17 protein-coding genes are annotated in these 16,454 nt (G+C 68.7%); 4 read left to right on the top strand and 13 right to left on the bottom strand.

Annotated elements, in window-relative coordinates:
- Window positions 1-20: 20 nt before the first annotated feature.
- Genes IB225_RS10390 through IB225_RS10375 form a run of 4 tightly spaced genes read left to right on the top strand, consistent with a single transcriptional unit; the run spans window position 21 to window position 3,855 of the window.
- A complete protein-coding gene (locus tag IB225_RS10390) occupies window positions 21-815 on the top strand; it encodes a thiazole synthase (RefSeq protein WP_192311179.1) in 795 nt (264 codons plus the stop codon).
- Window positions 815-1,549, top strand: a complete 735-nt coding sequence (trmB, locus tag IB225_RS10385; RefSeq protein WP_192311178.1) for a tRNA (guanosine(46)-N7)-methyltransferase TrmB — start codon at window positions 815-817, stop codon at window positions 1,547-1,549. Before IB225_RS10390 ends, trmB begins: the two co-directional genes overlap by 1 nt.
- A 33-nt stretch (window positions 1,550-1,582) precedes the next feature.
- Window positions 1,583-3,451, top strand: a complete 1,869-nt coding sequence (locus IB225_RS10380) for an SLC13 family permease (protein ID WP_192311177.1) — start codon at window positions 1,583-1,585, stop codon at window positions 3,449-3,451.
- An 11-nt stretch (window positions 3,452-3,462) separates the two neighbouring features.
- On the top strand, window positions 3,463-3,855 hold the full coding sequence (locus tag IB225_RS10375) for an ACT domain-containing protein (RefSeq protein ID WP_192311176.1): 393 nt from the start codon (window positions 3,463-3,465) through the stop codon (window positions 3,853-3,855).
- Window positions 3,856-3,864: 9 nt separating this feature from the next.
- Here the strand turns inward: IB225_RS10375 and IB225_RS10370 are convergent, their stop codons facing one another.
- From IB225_RS10370 to IB225_RS10310, 13 genes are all read right to left on the bottom strand, one after another.
- On the bottom strand, window positions 3,865-4,722 hold the full coding sequence (locus IB225_RS10370) for a glycosyltransferase family 2 protein (RefSeq protein WP_345776610.1): 858 nt from the start codon (window positions 4,720-4,722) through the stop codon (window positions 3,865-3,867).
- Window positions 4,706-5,554 (bottom strand): glycosyltransferase, encoded by an 849-nt coding sequence (locus tag IB225_RS10365; RefSeq protein WP_192311174.1) that lies wholly within the window; start codon window positions 5,552-5,554, stop codon window positions 4,706-4,708. Before IB225_RS10365 ends, IB225_RS10370 begins: the two co-directional genes overlap by 17 nt.
- On the bottom strand, window positions 5,551-7,773 hold the full coding sequence (gene gspD / locus IB225_RS10360) for a type II secretion system secretin GspD (RefSeq protein ID WP_192311173.1): 2,223 nt from the start codon (window positions 7,771-7,773) through the stop codon (window positions 5,551-5,553). The genes IB225_RS10365 and gspD overlap by 4 nt, the downstream gene beginning before the upstream one ends.
- Before the next feature lie 9 nt (window positions 7,774-7,782).
- Entirely contained in the window at window positions 7,783-8,613 is an 831-nt protein-coding gene (locus IB225_RS10355) for a general secretion pathway protein GspN (RefSeq protein WP_192311172.1), read from the bottom strand.
- Complete coding sequence (gene gspM / locus IB225_RS10350; protein WP_192311171.1) at window positions 8,603-9,223, bottom strand: type II secretion system protein GspM; 621 nt, start codon at window positions 9,221-9,223, stop codon at window positions 8,603-8,605. Before gspM ends, IB225_RS10355 begins: the two co-directional genes overlap by 11 nt.
- Entirely contained in the window at window positions 9,204-10,343 is a 1,140-nt protein-coding gene (locus IB225_RS10345) for a PilN domain-containing protein (protein WP_192311170.1), read from the bottom strand. The genes gspM and IB225_RS10345 overlap by 20 nt, the downstream gene beginning before the upstream one ends.
- Window positions 10,340-11,191: a general secretion pathway protein GspK gene (locus IB225_RS10340; RefSeq protein ID WP_192311169.1), complete on the bottom strand. Its 852-nt coding sequence runs from the start codon at window positions 11,189-11,191 to the stop codon at window positions 10,340-10,342. The genes IB225_RS10345 and IB225_RS10340 overlap by 4 nt, the downstream gene beginning before the upstream one ends.
- Entirely contained in the window at window positions 11,188-11,859 is a 672-nt protein-coding gene (locus IB225_RS10335) for a prepilin-type N-terminal cleavage/methylation domain-containing protein (RefSeq protein WP_192311168.1), read from the bottom strand. Before IB225_RS10335 ends, IB225_RS10340 begins: the two co-directional genes overlap by 4 nt.
- Window positions 11,856-12,281 carry a prepilin-type N-terminal cleavage/methylation domain-containing protein gene (locus tag IB225_RS10330; protein WP_192311167.1) on the bottom strand — a complete coding sequence of 142 codons (426 nt, stop codon included), beginning with the start codon at window positions 12,279-12,281 and terminating at the stop codon, window positions 11,856-11,858. The genes IB225_RS10335 and IB225_RS10330 overlap by 4 nt, the downstream gene beginning before the upstream one ends.
- Entirely contained in the window at window positions 12,278-12,688 is a 411-nt protein-coding gene (locus IB225_RS10325) for a GspH/FimT family pseudopilin (protein WP_192311865.1), read from the bottom strand. The genes IB225_RS10330 and IB225_RS10325 overlap by 4 nt, the downstream gene beginning before the upstream one ends.
- A 116-nt stretch (window positions 12,689-12,804) precedes the next feature.
- The gene (gene gspG, locus IB225_RS10320; RefSeq protein ID WP_192311166.1) at window positions 12,805-13,239 is read right to left on the bottom strand and encodes a type II secretion system major pseudopilin GspG; all 435 of its coding nucleotides are present in this window, start codon (window positions 13,237-13,239) and stop codon (window positions 12,805-12,807) included.
- Between the two features lie 23 nt (window positions 13,240-13,262).
- A complete protein-coding gene (locus IB225_RS10315) occupies window positions 13,263-14,477 on the bottom strand; it encodes a type II secretion system F family protein (RefSeq protein ID WP_192311864.1) in 1,215 nt (404 codons plus the stop codon).
- A gap of 128 nt (window positions 14,478-14,605) precedes the next feature.
- Window positions 14,606-16,405, bottom strand: coding sequence for a S8 family peptidase (locus IB225_RS10310; RefSeq protein ID WP_345776609.1), 1,800 nt, complete (start codon window positions 16,403-16,405; stop codon window positions 14,606-14,608).
- Between the last annotated feature and the right edge of the window lie 49 nt (window positions 16,406-16,454).

Raw genomic sequence — 16,454 nt, 5'->3', positions numbered from 1 at the left:
ACATGGGCGATAATCGCCGCATGTCCAACACTGCCCCCCATGACCCGCTGGTGATCGCGGGCAAGACCTACCGTTCCCGCCTGCTCACCGGCACCGGCAAGTTCAAGGATTTCGAGGAAACCCGCCTGGCCACCGAGGCCGCGGGCGCCGAAATCGTCACCGTCGCCATCCGCCGCACCAACCTGGGCCAGTCGCCCAACGAGCCCAACCTGCTCGACGTGCTGCCGCCGGACAAATACACCCTGCTGCCCAACACCGCCGGCTGCTATACCGCCGCCGACGCCGTGCGCACCTGCCGGCTGGCCCGCGAACTGCTCGACGGCCACACCCTGGTGAAGCTGGAAGTACTGGGCGACCAGAAGACCCTCTACCCCGATGTCGTGCAGACGCTGGCCGCCGCCGAGACCCTGGTGGCCGACGGCTTCCAGGTGATGGTCTACACCAGCGACGACCCGATCCTCGCCCGCCGCCTGGAAGAGATCGGCTGCGTGGCCGTCATGCCACTGGCCGCGCCGATCGGTTCCGGCCTGGGCGTGCAGAACAAGTACAACCTGCTGGAAATCATCGAGAACGCCAAGGTCCCCGTGCTGGTCGATGCCGGCGTCGGTACTGCGTCCGATGCGGCCATCGCGATGGAACTGGGCTGCGACGGCGTGCTGATGAACACCGCCATCGCCGGCGCCAAGCATCCCGTACTGATGGCCAGCGCCATGAAGAAGGCGGTGGAAGCCGGCCGTGAAGCGTTCCTGGCCGGCCGCATCCCGCGCAAGCGCAATGCCTCGGCCTCCAGCCCGATTGATGGTCTGATCGGCTGATGACGGATCCGTTTTCCAGTCCTGGCGCCAAGACACCGCCGAAGCCGTTCACGATCAGCGAAGGCCGGCGCGAAATCCGCAGCTTCGTGCTGCGCCAGGGCCGTTTCACTGAAGCGCAGCAGCGCGCCTTCGACACGCAGTGGCCGCGCTTCGGACTGGACTACACCGGCGAGCTGCGCGACTACGACGCGGCGTTCGGCCGCGCCGCGCCGCGCGTGCTGGAGATCGGCTTCGGCAACGGCGAGGCGCTGCGCTTCGCTGCGGCGCACGACAAGGACCGCGACTACATCGGCCTGGAAGTGCATGCCCCCGGCGTCGGCCGGCTGCTCAACGCCTTGGCCGAAGACGGCAGCGACCACGTGCGCATCTACCACCACGATGCGGTGGAAGTGCTGCAGCACGAGGTGGCCGACGGATCGCTGGACGAAGTGCGCATCTACTTCCCCGATCCGTGGCACAAGAAGCGCCACAACAAGCGCCGGCTGGTGCAGCCCGAGTTCGCTGCGCTGATCGCGCGCAAACTGCGTCCGGGCGGCCGCCTGCACTGCGCCACCGACTGGGAAGCCTATGCCGAGCACATGTGGGACGTACTGGACGCCACGCCCGGCCTGACCAATCGTGCCGGCCTGCGTGGCAGCGTGCCGCGTCCCGACTGGCGGCCGCAGACGCATTTCGAGACCCGCGGCCAGAAGCTCGGCCACGGCGTGTGGGATCTTCTGTACGACCGCGAGTAATACCGCAGCACGCACCAGGAAACCGACCGCGACATGGAAAACGCGCTGACGCTGACCAACGACATGAAGCTCGTCCTCGGGCTGGTCGGCTTCACGATGGCGATGTTCCTGTTCGAGCGCATCCGTGCCGACCTGGTGGCGCTGGTGGTGCTGGTGGTGCTGGGCATCACCGGGCTGATCGCACCGGAAGAGATCTTTGGCGGCTTCTCCGGCAACGCGGTGATGAGCATCATCGCTACCATGATCCTGGGCGCAGGCCTGGACCGTACCGGTGCGCTGAACCGGCTGGCCTCGTGGCTGCTGCGCCGCGGCCATGGCATCGAGCAGCGGCTGCTGCTGATGACCACCGCCATCGCCAGCCTCAACTCGTCCTTCATGCAGAACCCGTCAGTGATGGCGCTGTTCATGCCGGTCGCCTCGCGACTGTCATCGCGCACCGGGCTGTCGCTGCAACGGCTGCTGCTGCCGATCGCCGCCGCCATCGTCATGGGCGGCGCGTTCACCATGGTGGGCAACTCGCCGCTGATCCTGCTCAACGACCTGCTGGTCTCGGCCAACAACAACCTGCCCTCGGGCATGGCCACGCTGGAGCCGCTGCGCATGTTCGCGCCGTGGCCGATCGGCCTGGCGCTGGTGATCGCCTCATTGCTGTATTTCCGCTACTACGGCGACCGCAAGCTGAAGGACGAGACCCAGGACAGCGATGGCCCGGTGACGCCGGCGCGCACCGAGAGCTACTTCGCCAACACCTACGGCATCGAAGGCGATGTGTTCGAACTCGTGGTCAGTGCCGAAAGCCCGCTGGTGGGCATGTCGCTGGGCGAGGCCGAGGCGCTGCATGACGCGCCGCTGATGCTGGCCCTGCAGACCGGCAACGACACGCGGCTGGCACCGCCAGCCGACATGCGCATCTGGGTGGGCAGCGTGCTGGGCGTGATGGGTCGGCGACAGGACATCAGCGACTTCGCTCAGAACCAGTTCCTGCGCATGTCCTCGCGCCTGCGCCACTTCGGTGATCTGTTCAACCCGAGCCGCGCGGGCATTTCCGAGGCGGTGGTGCCGCCGACCTCGAAGTTCATCGGCAAGACCGCGCGCGAGCTGCGCCTGCGCAAGCAGAACGGCATCAGCCTGCTGGCGATCAACCGCGACAAGAAGGTCATCCGCGAGAACGTGCGCGACGAGAAGCTGCGCGCCGGCGACATGCTGGTGTTCCACAGCATCTGGCAGGACCTGGGTCTGGCGGCGGAGAGCCGCGACTTTGTGGTGGTGACCGACTACCCGAAGGGCGAGCAGCGCCCGCACAAGTTCAAGATCGCGATGACGATCTTCGCCATCACCATCATCATCGCGCTGACCTCCAAGCTGCCGGTCGCGCTGACGCTGATGACCGGTGTCGCCGGCATGCTGCTGACCGGCGTACTGCGGATGGACGAGGCCTACGGCGCGATCAACTGGAAGACGGTCTTCCTGATGGCGGGCCTGATCCCGCTCGGCTGGGCAATGGACAGCAGCGGCGCGGCGGCCTGGGTCGCCGGACACACCGTCGAACGACTGCCGGACGGCATCCCCATCTGGGTGCTGGAGATCGCCATCGCGCTGCTGACCACCGCGTTCTCGCTGGTCATCAGCCACGTCGGCGCGACCATCGTGATGGTGCCGATGGCGATCAACCTGGCGCTAGCGGCGGGAGGCAATCCCACCGCATTCGCGCTGATCGTGGCGCTGTCGGCCTCCAACAACCTGATGACCGCGTCGAACCCGGTGATCTCGATGATCGTCGGCCCCGCCAACTACACCTCGCGCCAGCTGTGGCGCGTCGGCGGCCCACTGTCGCTGGTCTACACCTGCGTCGTCGTGCTGGCGGTGAATGCCCTGTTCTGGTGGAACGGACGCCCCGGCTGAGGAACGCCCCGATGACGACGCCTTCGCTACACCTGACGCTGCTGCCTGATCGCTACGCCGTCGCCCAACTCGTGGCCACGTCGCCGCTCCCGACATGGTGGCCGACCACCGGCATGCGTCACGCAGGCTGGACCGATGACGAGCTGTCGCTGGTCTGCGAGGAGACGCATGTCCCCGACGACGTACGTTGCCAGCGCGGCTGGCGCATGTTCAAACTGCAGGGTCCGTTCGACTTCGCGCTGACCGGCATCCTGAAGGCGGTGCTGGATCCGCTCGCCGTGGCGGGCGTTGGCATCTTCGCGATCTCAACCTTCGATACCGACTACGTGCTCGTGCAGGAACCGCAGTTGGACCTGGCCTTGCAGGCGCTGCGTGGACACGGTCACGAGATTTCGGGCGACTAGCTCTCCGCGTCAGCCACGGCGCAACAGGATGCGCGCCAGCACTGCACCGAAGTGCAACCAGATCGCTGCAAACACGCCCATGCGCGTCGGCACGCCGTGTTGCGTCGCTTCGAACTTCCGGAAGTAGCGCCACAGGCCGCGGTGCTTGTGCCATTCCACGAACACCGGCCGCGAACGGCTCGACACACCGCGGATATGCAGCACGCGGATATCGTTGGCGACCGCGACCTGTGCGCCGGCATCGCGCACGCGGCGGCACAGGTCCATGTCTTCGGCATGCAGCCGGTAACCCTCGTCGAACCCACCGATCCGGTCGAACAGCGCGCGTGGCGCCAGCATCAGCGCACCGGAGATGATGTCGACCGGCTGCAATGCCTGGCCGTCGTCGATTGGCACACCCAGCTTCGACGCCGCGCCGGGCGAACGCAGCATGGCGGCGAACACGGGATCGCGGCGGCGCGCGGCGGCATCGCGCACGCCGTCTTCGTCGACCAGATCGACGCCCAGCATCGCATCGCCCCCTGCATCGACAGCGTGCGCGCGCAGGCGGGACAAGGTGTCCGCCTCCACCATCAGGTCGGGATTGACGAACGCCAGCCAAGAGGCGTGCGTGTCGCGCGCGCCCTGGTTGCAGCCGACCGCAAAGCCCGGGTTATCCGGATTGGCAATGAAGCGCAGGCGCGCATCCTGCAGCGCGTGTCGCTGCACGATCTCCATGGTGTCGTCGCTCGAGGCGTTGTCGACCACGCGGATCTCGTGCACGCCATGCGCCACCCGCAGCCGCATCAGGCAGTCATCGATGGTGGAAGCGCTCTGGTACGTCACCACCACCGCGGCGATGCCGGACGTCTCAACCGAAGAGGTCACGCTGGCGCTCCGGTGATCCTGCTTCGGCATACAGCACATGCAGGCGCTCGCGCGGTCCGCGCAGCGGGTCATCCATCAGGAACGTCGCCAGCCGCGGCGTGAACGTGGGCCAGCGCGCGTTCAAGGCATCCATGTCGCCATCGGCGGGACCACCCTCACCACCGCGTGCGACGAAGGCGGTCTCGCACAGCACATTGCGCCAGCCCAGGCCCGCAAGGCGCAATGACAGGTCGACCAGCGCGGCGTACCAGGAGCCATAACTCGCGGCATCGAGGCCGCCGACGCGCTTGCGTGCGCTGCCACGCAGCGCCACCGCGTGCGCGACGGCCGCGGGCAGCTCTGGATGCAGGGGCGGCATCGCTGCGCAGGCATGGGCCGTGCGTTCGGGGTCGGAGGGCGGCGGACTCACTTCCCCCAGACGCGGCCACGCCGCGGCTTCGCCGGCATTGCACCAGGGCGTTGCAGTGGCGATGGCGGCATCGCGCGCGAAGCAAGCGGCCAGTTGCTGCAGCCAGCCAGGCAGCGGCCGCGCATCCGGTGACAGCACCACCACGTCGGCGTCGCCGCAGGCCGCCAGCATCTGGTCCACGTGCGCGACCTCGCCCAGCATGCGCGGCCGGCGGGTGTAGTCGGCCTGCAGGTGGGTGCGCGCAAGCCAGCGCTCGATGATGGCCAGGCCACGCGGGCCTGCCTGCGCATCGTCGGCCAGCCACAGGCGCGTACCGGCCGGGGTGCCGGCATCGAGCGCACCCAGGCAGGCATCCAGCGCGTCGTCGTCGCTGCCGATCGGCAACAGGACGATGGGCAGCGACGAAGCGGCGGGCGACGTCACTTGGTGCGCGGCGCCTGCAGGGGTTCCAGCGCGCGGAAGCGCTTGCCGTACTCGTCGGTCAGGTCGTTCGCCTCCTGCGGGTTGGCGACGATGGTCGGCGTCAGCAACACGATCACTTCGCTGCGTTCGGAGCTGGTGGTCTTCTTGCCGAACAGGCCACCGATGATCGGGATCCGGCTCAGTCCTGGGATGCCGGCCGAGCCGTTCGTCGCGGTGTCGCTGATCAGGCCCGCCAGCATGACGGTGTTGCCGGCCTGCACCGCCGCCTCGGTCTTGAAGCGACGGTTGTTGATGCGCACGTTGCCGTTCTCGTCCGGCACGTCACCGGGCGTGCTGACTTCCTGCACGATCTCCATGAACACGATGCCGTCCTTGGTCACGCGCGGACGCACCTTGAGGATGATGCCGGTGTCGAGGTACTGCACCTGGCTGTAGGTGCTGTCGCCACCCAGCCCCGGATTGACCGTGACCGAGGAGATCGGGATGCGGCTGCCGACGTTGAGCGTCGCTTCGGCGTTGTTGCGCACGAAGATCGATGGCGTCTGCAGCAGGCGCACGTCGCTCACTTCGTCCAGCGCGGTGATGACGGCGGCCGCGTCGTTCTTGACCAGCGTCCAGACCGCGCCTGCGCCGCCCACACCGCCGATGCTGCCGGCCAGCGTGCTCCACTTGCTCGGTCCGCTCACGCCTGGCACGCCGCCCGGCGGATTGAACGGGCCGATGCCGTTGTCGGTCATCGCACGCTCGAGGAACCAGCTGACGCCGTAGCTCAGGTCGCCGGTCAGCGACACTTCGGCGATCTGCGCTTCGATGTGCACCTGCATCGGCATCACGTCGAGCTTCTCGACGACTTCGCGGATCGAGTGCCAGGCGCTGGCGCTGGCGCGCACCAGCAGCGTGTTGGTTTCCTCCACGGCCGCCACGCCGACACGGCTGCCGTCGACTTCCAGCGTGACCGCACCGTTGCCACCGTCGCGCTGATTCAGCGACAACGAACCGCTGCCCAGGCCGCCACTGCTCGAACCACTGCTGCTGCCGCTGCTGCCGAAGTCGACCGTGCCGCCGCTGCTGTTCATGCCGCCGTCGTTGATCTGCACCGGATCCGTCCCCGGCATCAGCGACACATTGCCCGCACCGCCGGTCGAGCGGCTGTCGCCGCTGCTTCCACCACCGGACGAACCGAAAACTTCCGCCAGTCGCTGCGCGAGTTCGCGCGCCTTCACGTACTTCAGTTCGTACGAGAACAGGCGGCTGCCCTCGCCCGCGCCATCGATGCGCTCCAGCCACTGCTGGATCTGGTCCAGGTACGCCGGCTGCGGGGTGATCACCAGCACCGCGTTCGCGCCTTCCAGCGGCATGAAACGGAACATGCCGGCGCTGGGCGTCTTGCTGTCGTTGCCGAACACCTTCTCCAAGTCGGCGACCACGCGCGTGGCGCGACCGGTCTGCAGCGGGAACACGCCCACCGACATGCCCGACAGCCAGTCCACGTCGAAGATCTCGACGGTGCGCAGGTAGTTTTCCAGTTCGGTGCGCGTGCCTGCGAGCGTGATGACGTTGCGGGTGCCGTCGACGTTGACGATCGCGTTGGGCCGCGCGTACGGCTCCAGTACCTTCTTCATCTCGCTGGCGGAAATGAAGCGCAGCGGCACCACGCGCACTTCGTAGCCGCGTGCGCTGGATGCCGGACCGGTGCGCGGCGCCACGCTGCCGGCCAGGGCCTGGTCGGCGGGGATGATGTTGTAGCGCCCGCCGCTGTAGACCAGGCGCGCGTTGTTCCAGCCCAGCACCATCTCCAGCAGGTTCAGCGCTTCGGCCGGCGATACCGGCTTCGGCGTGCCCAGCGTGACGGTGCCCTGCACGCCCGGCGCGATGACGTAGTTCTGTCCCAGCATGTCGCCGAGGATCGCCTTCACCACGGCATGCACGGATTCGCCTTCGAAGTTGAAGGTGGCCGATCCGCTGCTCGCGCCGCCCAGCGAGGGCACCGGTGCGGCGGCCGCACTGCGGTTGATCATCTGCCCGTTGCCACGGCGGATCTGCGCCTGCGGTCCGGTGACGGGCGCCTCGCCCTCTTTCAGCCCTTCGGTCTGCGCACTGCCCGCCACGACATCGGTGGCCGGCGCGCCCGTGGTCCGGCGCACGTCCGCCCGCGGCGCACTCGCACATCCGGCCAACAGGCCCAGGCAGAGGGAAAACAGGATCACACGTAACGTCATGCCGGCACTCTACTGTGTCTTGCCGGGCGTTGCCGGCGGCGTGGTGGGTTGCGCCTGCTGCTGTCGCAGCTGCGCGCGGCGCTGCTCGATGCGCTGGCGGATGGCTTCCATCTGTTCTTCGGTGGTCGCCGTGGGAGCGGTCGCCTCGGCGGCCGAGGGCGACGTCACCGGCGTCGACGCCGGCGGCGGTGGTCCGGGCGCCGTGGGCATGACCGCCGCCGGGCTGTTGCCGCCGGTGGTGCGTCCACCGGGCGCTGCCGGCGGAGCGACGGCTGCTGCGGGCGGCACCGCGATCGGAGCCGTGCCCGGCATGACGCCGGCGACCGGCGTCGGCGGCTGTCCGCCGGCACCGTCGAAGACGCGCAGTTCCAGTTCGCGACGCCCCTCCGGTCCGTCGAAGACGGCGCGACGGGGGTCCAGTTCGGTCAGTTGCCAACCGGGGAAACCGGCGGGTGATTCGCCCACCTTCACCCGCAGGCCCTCACCGCCTTGGGCAGGCTGCACAATCGCCAACTCCAGTGCCGGCGTGATCAGCACGCTGGTCAGCACCAGATCGAAGGCGGGCGCTGCGGCCTCGTCACCTGACAGAAAGAAGGGCTTGGGGCGGCGGTCCTCGGAGAACAGCGGGCGGGCGGCCACATCGGCGTATTGCTCGACTGCGCCCAGGCGCTCCGGCGGCGTGGCCGGCAGGCGCGGCAACGCCTGCACCAGGGACGGGTCGGCAGGCAGCGGCGTAATCCGGCTGCCCAGCCCGAACAAGGCCAGCAGCGCCACGAGCACCGCCCAGCCCGCCACGACAGCGAGCAGCCACGTACGCACGTTCCAGGTTTCAGCGCGCACCGGCGGGCTCCTGGATCGCGGCAGGAGACGGCTTGAGGTAGCCGTACAGATCGAAGTTCACGTCCAGCCCGCCCGCACCGCTCTCGCTGGCCTGGAAGGCATATCGCTGCGCAAGGATGTTGAGGTTCTCGACGAACAGGCGCGGACTGCCGGATTCGATCTGGTGCAGCACCGACGCCAGTTCCGGTGCGCCGCAGCGCAGGCGGACCTGCACCACCACGCGCGGATAGACCTCGCGGCCCGCGACCGCCAGCGGCGACTGGTTGGCGATAGCGCAACTGCGGTTGCCGGGGCTGGCCTGCTTGACGACCGTTTCGAGTCGCTGCACCAGGCCGGCGGTGGCGAGCTCCACCGTCGCTTCGGGCAGGAAGCCGGGACGCTGCGCCTGCTGCGCCAGCGCGGCCGCGAGTTCGCGCTGCACCTGCGGTGCCTGCTGCAGCTGGGTGCGGATGCGCAGTTCGCGCTCGCGCAGTTCGTCCACGCGCGCCCCTACCTCTTGCATCGGCACCGTCCACCATGGATGCACGAATACGAAGTAGCCCAGCAACAACGCCGCCAGCAGCAGCGCCAGCGCCAGCCAGCGATCGCGGTCAGTCACGGCCAGCGGCATTCGCGCCTCCCTGGGGATTGGCCGACGGGTCCTGCTTGCCCAGCAGTTCGGCCGTCAGCGTGAAGCGGTCCATGCGTGTGCGCGGATCCGGCTGCAGCGCACCACTCAGCGCGGGATTGCGCCACAGCGGTGACCCCTGCAGGCGCGCCACCAGTCCCGAGGCTTCCGGACTGAAGCCAATCAAGGTCAGCCGGTCGCCTTCGATGGCGAACTTCTCGAGATACGTGTTGTCGGGCAGACGCCGGGTAACGTCATCCATCACTTCCAGCGCGGTGGGACGACGGGCGCTGGTCTGGTTGAGGATGGTGGTGCCGTTGACCAGGTCGACGAGTTGCTGACGCTGCGCGGCCACCTCGCGCGCCGCGTCGGCGCGGCTGTCGACCTGCGTCGCGAACGCGTCGGCGGCGGCGCGCCGGTTGTCCAGCACCGCCCACGCGGCGAACACGAGCGCCATCACGGCCACACTCGCGAGGATGAGGTGCACGCTGCGCTGCGGCGCCTGCCGGGTCGTTCTCGCAGCTTCGGGCAACAGGTTCAGGCCGAGGATGCCGCCTTCGGCATCTTCCAGGTCCGCACCGGCCATGCCGTCCGCCAACCCGCCCAGGCGGGACAGGCCGTGGGTGAAGGTCGCCGTCGGGACCACCGCCAGTTCGACATCGAGCTGGCCGTCCTCGCGCACGCCCATCACGCGCGCATCGAAGCAGGCTTCGTTCGCCGTGAAGGGCGTCTGCCGGTCGAGCTCGAAGGTCAGCACGTCGCGCAGGCGATCCGCTGCCGCCGCGGGCAGCAGCACCCGCCGACGCAGGGCCATGCCCGCCGGCACCAGCCACCAGCGCGGCAAGCCGGCCAGCCGGCTTCCGAGCAGGGCCTGTAGATCAGTGGGGGTGGCGGTGGCGGGCAGGCGCGCGAGCATGTGCCGCTGCGTCCCTTCCAGCCAGGTCATTTCGATTTCGTCGTCCTGCCGCTGGAACAGCAGGCGGTCGCCGGTCAACCCGAGCAGCACGCGCCAGCGGGCCGGCAACCAGGTGGCCAGCGCCTGTCCCCACCACGCCAGGAAGCTGCGGGGTCCGGGTCCGAGGCGTGCCCGGAACCGCTGCAAGGTGTCGCGTACGCCGCTCATTGTGGTGACGCTCCCTCCTTCCAGCGCAACAAGGTGTAGGCCGAACCCGGCACCGGGCTGGCACCCGCGCGCACCACCGTGCTCAGTGACGCTTCGCGGCCATCGGCCAGCCGCGCACGGCTCTCGATACTATACGTGCCGCTCCCGGTGCCGACGAGTTGCGGGTTGCCGGCAGCGCCGGTGGCATTGCGCTGCGCCAGCCACGCTGCCGCGTCCACCCCCATCGCCTCCAGCACCGGTCCCTGCGCATAGGTCGCGTCCGGTTGCCCGCGCCCGGAGTACAGGGTCAGGAACGGCGCCATGCGCGCATACAGGTCCGGCGTCATGCCCAGGACCTGTTCGACTTCCGCGATGGTCTCGAACGGCGCGTCCTTGGCACCGTAATCGCGCCCGGCCGCCGCGTAGTCGCCATCCTCCGCGCCGCCCACGGGCTGGCTGAGGTTGTCGGCATCGCGCCAGTCGACGATTGCGGCTGCGAGCGCGTCGCTCACGTCGACCGGCTCGCCCAGCGCCTGCATCAGCCGCGACAGCAGCGGCACGTCGGCCTGGTTGAGATCGATCTTGCCGGTCTCGTCGACGATGCGCACCTGCACCTGTTGCCCATCGAACTGCCAGGTGTAGGGTCGCCCGTTCGGTTGCCAGTGCGTCTCCGGATTGCGGTCGGCCACGCGCACCAGGGCGTACTCCACGCCGGCGCGCGCGATTTCCTGGGCGATCGCGCCACGACTGCCGACGCGCCCCTGCAACGCCTCCATCCGCGCCGTCAGCGCATACGCGCCGACCAGCGCGGTGAGCAGCGCCACCAGCCATAGCACCAGCAACAATGCGGCACCGCGGGCGTGCTTCATGGCAGCACCGGATTCGTGCCGCCTGGCAGCCGGCCGCCACCCGCGCCACCTTCGCTGCGCGCCAGCGTCACCACCAGGTCGGGCCAACGGCCGCCGCGCACGGCTTCCATTTCAACCTTCACCTGCAACGGCAGCATTTCCGAGGTTTCCCAGCGGTCCTGCCAGGGACCGAGCCGGTTGTCCGCGTCCAGTCCGCGATAGCGGAAACGCACGGCGCGCATGCCGTCGGCGAGGCGTTCGGCACGCTGTCCGCGGATCGCGGTATCGACATCCTCCAGCGATGCATCCGGGCGCGCGACGGAGAAGGCGACCTGCAACCGTCCCGCATCGTCCGCGACGATCTCGTGCAGGTAAGGGCCGCCATAGCCGAGGTAGTCCGGCAGGTCCGTCACGAAGCGCATGCGCTGCGGCGTACCGATGAAGCGCGCCTGCCGCAACGTGCCGCGATCGGTCGCGAAGACGATCGGTTGCGCCGATGCCAGTCGTGCGCGCAGGTAGCCGTGCACCGCACGCATGCGTTCGCTCGCCTGCGCCATGTCCTCGCCGCGCGTGACCACTTCCGTCGAGGAGCGCAGCGTCGCAAACGCCAGCGCCAGGCCGGCGGCCATCAACACCAGCGCGACAAGCACCTCGATCAGCGTGAAGCCCCGCGCGTGCGCACGCCTCACGGCATCACCGCCTGGTTGACGTCGCGCGGCGCCAGCCGCAGCGTGCGCCACTGCATCGCCTGTCCCGGTTGGTCACCCCAGCGCATCGTCAGGTGCACGTCGAGCAGCTGTGGTGCGCCCGGGTCGAGCTGCGCCCGCGCCGCGAGCGGATCGGCGAACGGGGCCACGTCGAGTTGCCACCGATAGCGGTCACCTTCGAAGCTGCCTTCCTGCCGGCCTGGCTGCAACACTTCGCCCGCGCCCAGTTGCGCCAGCAACGACTGCGCGTGCAGCGTGGCACGACTGCTGTCCGCGGAATCGCGTACCTGCCGGCTCGCGCCGGACAGCGATCCGAGCAGCAGGCTCAGTGCGAGCGCCAGCAGGGCGAAGGCGACGATGACTTCGAGCAGCGTGAAGCCACGCTGGCGGTTCGGCGACGTCATGGCGCCTGCACCTCGTCACGCAGCAGGCGGGTTTCCCCAGTCAACCAAGCCACATCGATGCTCCAGGCCGCGGTGCCCACGGCCAGGGTGACGCGGCCTCCGGTGGATCCACCGTCAGGAAAAAACAGGATGGCGCCCTCGCCGGCACGCACCTGTGCTTCGCGCACGCCGGTGAAACGGACGGACAGCGAACCGTCGATCTCGCCCTGACGATCGCCGGCGGCTTCCCACGCATGCGCACGCGGATCGATGCGGAAGAGTTGCGGCTGCCCGGTCGCGATGGCGCGCGCCCGCGTGTAGCGCAGCTGTGCCGCGATCTCCTTGGATTCCGACCGCAGCCGCATGCCGTCCATGCCACCGGTGAACGCCATCGCGGCGAGCAGCATCGCCGCCGCCATCAGCGCCATGACCAGCAGTGTTTCAAGCAGCGTGAAGCCGGCGACGTGCGCGCGCGCGGCGACAGGCTTCGAGGCCGGCAGGTGCGCGATGGCGACGCGGCGGACCACGAAGGCGGACGTCGCGGTTATTCGTTCTTGATGTCCGCGTTGACGCTGTCGCCACCGGCTTTGCCGTCGGCGCCCAGGCTGACCAGGTCGAAGCGCTGCGCTTCGCCCGGGATGCGGTACTCGATGGGCGTCTTCCATGGATCCTGCAACTCGCTTTCCTTTGCGTACGGTCCCAGCCATCCGGGCGCGTTGCCGGTGTTGGTGACCAGGTCGGACAACTGCGCCGGATAGCGGCCGGTGTCCAGTTGGTAGGTTTCGACCTTGCCCGCCAGCGTCTGTATCTGCGACTGCGCCAGCTTGACCTTGCCGCTGTCGGCGCCGCCCATCACGCGGCTGCCCACCAGTACCAGGATCCCGCCGATCAGCACCAGCACGATGATGATCTCGAGCAGACTGAAACCCTGCTGGGAACGCGGGGACGGGAACGCGGTCATCGGGCGCATGCGGGACATGATGGTGGACTCTCCGGTGAGACTCAGTTGATGGCGCCGGTCAGATCGTACAGCGGGACCAGCACGGCGACGATGACGACCCCGACCACTGCCGCCAGGATCAGCGTGATGGCGGGAACGAGGGCGGCCAGCATACGGTCGAGCACCTGAGCGGTTTCCTGCTCGAAGGTTTCGGCGGTCTTAAGCAGCATGGTGTCGAGGGCGCCCGATTCCTCGCCCACCTGGATCATCTGCAGGGCCAGCCGCGGGAAGCGCTTGCCCTTGCCGAGCGACGCCGACAGGCCGTGGCCGTTCTTCACGTCCTCGGCGGCCACGTCCACGTCGGCCGCCAGCGCACGGTTGCCCAGGACGTTGCGGGCGATGCCCAACGCGGTCAGCAGCGGCACGCCGTTCTTGAGCAGCGTGCCCAGCGTGCGCGCCAGCCGCGCCGTTTCCAGGCGGGCCAGTAACGGACCCGCCAGCGGCCGTCCGAGCAACCAGGCATCCAGTCGGCCGCGGAACGCGGGATCGCGGCGGCGGCGGTCGAACCACAACAGGGCCAGTGCCGGCACTGCGATCAGCAAGAACCAGAAATCGCGCACGAAAGCGCCCACCCAAAGTACGCCACGGGTGAACCAGGGCAGCGCGACATCCAGGCTCTCGTACATCACCGCGAACTGCGGCACCACGTAACCCAGCAGGAACAGCAGCGCGAAACCCACCACGACCAGCAGGATCGCCGGATACACCAGTGCGTTGACCACGCGCCCCTTCAGCGCCCGGCTGCGTTCCAGGTAATCGCCGAGCCGCTGCAGCGTGTCGTGCAGGCTGCCGCCGGCTTCACCTGCGCGCACCATGTTGATGTACAGCCGCGAGAACAGGCCGTGTTGCCGATCCAGCGCCGTGGACAAGGGTGCGCCACCGCGTACGGCATCGCGGATGTCGGTGATGACCCGCCGCGCCTTCTCGTCCTCCGGCAGGTCCAGCAGGATGCCCAGCGCACGGTCCAGCGGCTGGCCCGCACTCAGCAGGGTGGCCAGCTGCTGGGTGAACTGCACCAGCCGGTCGCCCGCGAATGCGTTCGGCCGCCACAACTGCCCCAGGCTGCGCCCACCGCCGGCGACGGCCAGGGCCGCTTCGACCGGAAGATGCCCCTGTTCCTGCAAGCGCGCGACGACCTCGGCATCGCTGGCGGCCTCCATCTGGCCATCCAGCATTTCACCGTGCGCGTTGAGGGCCTTGTAGCGGTAGAGCGGCATGCCGGCAGCGAGAGAGGGAATGCGCCAACTTACCGTATTACCCCAGCCAGCGTCATGCGCGGGCATCACGCTCCGGAACGAAGCGGCCCCGGTCTCCCGGGGCCGCGATGCCGCCATGGCGCAGTACGTCAGGGTGCGGTGAAGCTGCCGCGCACGCTGACGCCGGAGAACTTCGTCTTGCCGACCAGCGACACGTAATACGTGCCCGCCTGCGGCGTCGCGATGTTCACCACGTCGTTGTTGCCCGGCCGCACCGAACGCAGGTCGTAGTTCGTCGCCGTGGCCGCGCTGCCGAACTTCACGTAGACATCGGCATTGCCACTGCCGCCGAAGCTGATGAACGACAGGTTGCGTGCGCCTGCCGGCACCACCAGCGCGTACTGCACCACGGCATCCTTCGCGCCCGTGTTGCCACCGACGGCAACGTTGTTGGTCAGCACGGTCGCCGTGGGCGGCTCGCCGCCACCGATGACTGCCTGCACGGCCGCCGCGGCATTCACGATGCCGGCACCGATGGGCCGGTTCGCCGGCGGCGCGACCGGGAACGGACGCGCGGTCGACTTCAGCGTGGCCAGTACCTGCGCCGGCGTCAGTGGCGTTTCCGCCACGCTCTGCATCAGCGCGACGACCGCGGCCACGTGTGGCGCTGCCATCGACGTGCCGCCCATGCCGAAGTACGTCTCGCCTGCGGGGACCGTCGCACCATCGTTGCCGGTCGACCAGACGTAGCCGCCCGGGTTGCCGTCCACGCCGCCGCCACCGCCTGGTGCGGAGATGTCGATGCGCGCACCGTAGTTGGAATACGAGGCGATGCCGCCGGTGATGCGCGTCGCGCCCACCGTGATCACACCGGTGCAGTTGCCGGGCGAGAACCCGCTGACGTTGCTTGCATCGTTACCCGCTGCCACGACCACCGTGCTGCCGTTGGCGATCGCGATGTTGAACGCGTTCTGCTCGACCGCGCTGCACGCACCCGATCCGCCCAGGCTGAGGTTGATGACTTCGGCCGGATTGGCGTTCGCGGGCACGCCCGCCACGGTGCCGCCGGAGGCCCAGATCACCGCGTCTGAAATGTCGGACGTGTAGCCGCCGCAGCGACCGAGCACGCGCGCCGGCACGACCTTGGCGTTGAACGCGCCGCCCGCCATGCCCTTCGCATTGTTGGTCACTTCCGCCACCGTGCCGGCCACGTGCGTGCCGTGCCAGCTGCTGTCCTGCACCGGCGAACCGGTGTAGCACTCGCCCGCGACCGGGTTCCAGTCGCCTTCGTCGCGCGGATTCGCATCGCGCCCGTCACCGTCGCGCGAGACGAAGGTGTCGCTGATGAAGTCGTAGCCCGGCAGGATGTTCGCATCCAGATCGCTGTGCGTCGTGATGCCGGTATCCAGCACGGCGACGACGACGCCCGCACCGGTCGCACTGTCCCACGCCGCCGGCAGGTTGATGCCGCCGACCGGATCCTTGAAATGCCACTGATACTGGTTGTAGTAGGTGTCGTTCGGCACCAGGCGCGCGTAGCGGCGCGCATCGACCTCGACGAACTCCACGTCGGGATCGGTCGCCAGCTGGCGCAACAGGCTCTCCGCCTCCACGCGATCCAGCTTGCGCGAGGTCTGCACCAGTTCGGCGCCGATGCCGAGGCGGCGCAGCTTCGCGGCGCTCACGGCTTTTCCGTTCGCGGGTCCAAGCGCAGCGCGCGACACCGCGCCGACCAGCGAACGCTGCAGGGAGGCGCTGCTCGCACGCGCCGTACTGCCGTCACGGTACTTCACGATGAACCGGTCGTAGGTTTCACCGTCGCGCAGTCCGGCGGTGCTGACATCGCCTGCGGACGCGGTCGCCGCGAAGGCTCCGAATGTGACGATTGCGGCGAGTGCAGCAACAAGGGGACGACGACGCGAAATGCGAGATGAGGATTTCTGATTCACTTGAACTACTCCATGTCTACAAGGATGAACGAACTGGGTAACCCGTTTA

The organism is Pseudoxanthomonas sp. PXM02 (assembly GCF_014851805.1).
Taxonomy (GTDB): Bacteria; Pseudomonadota; Gammaproteobacteria; order Xanthomonadales; family Xanthomonadaceae; genus Pseudoxanthomonas_A.
Note: the sequence above shows the minus strand (reverse complement) of the source record. Positions and strands in the feature narration are given on the sequence as shown.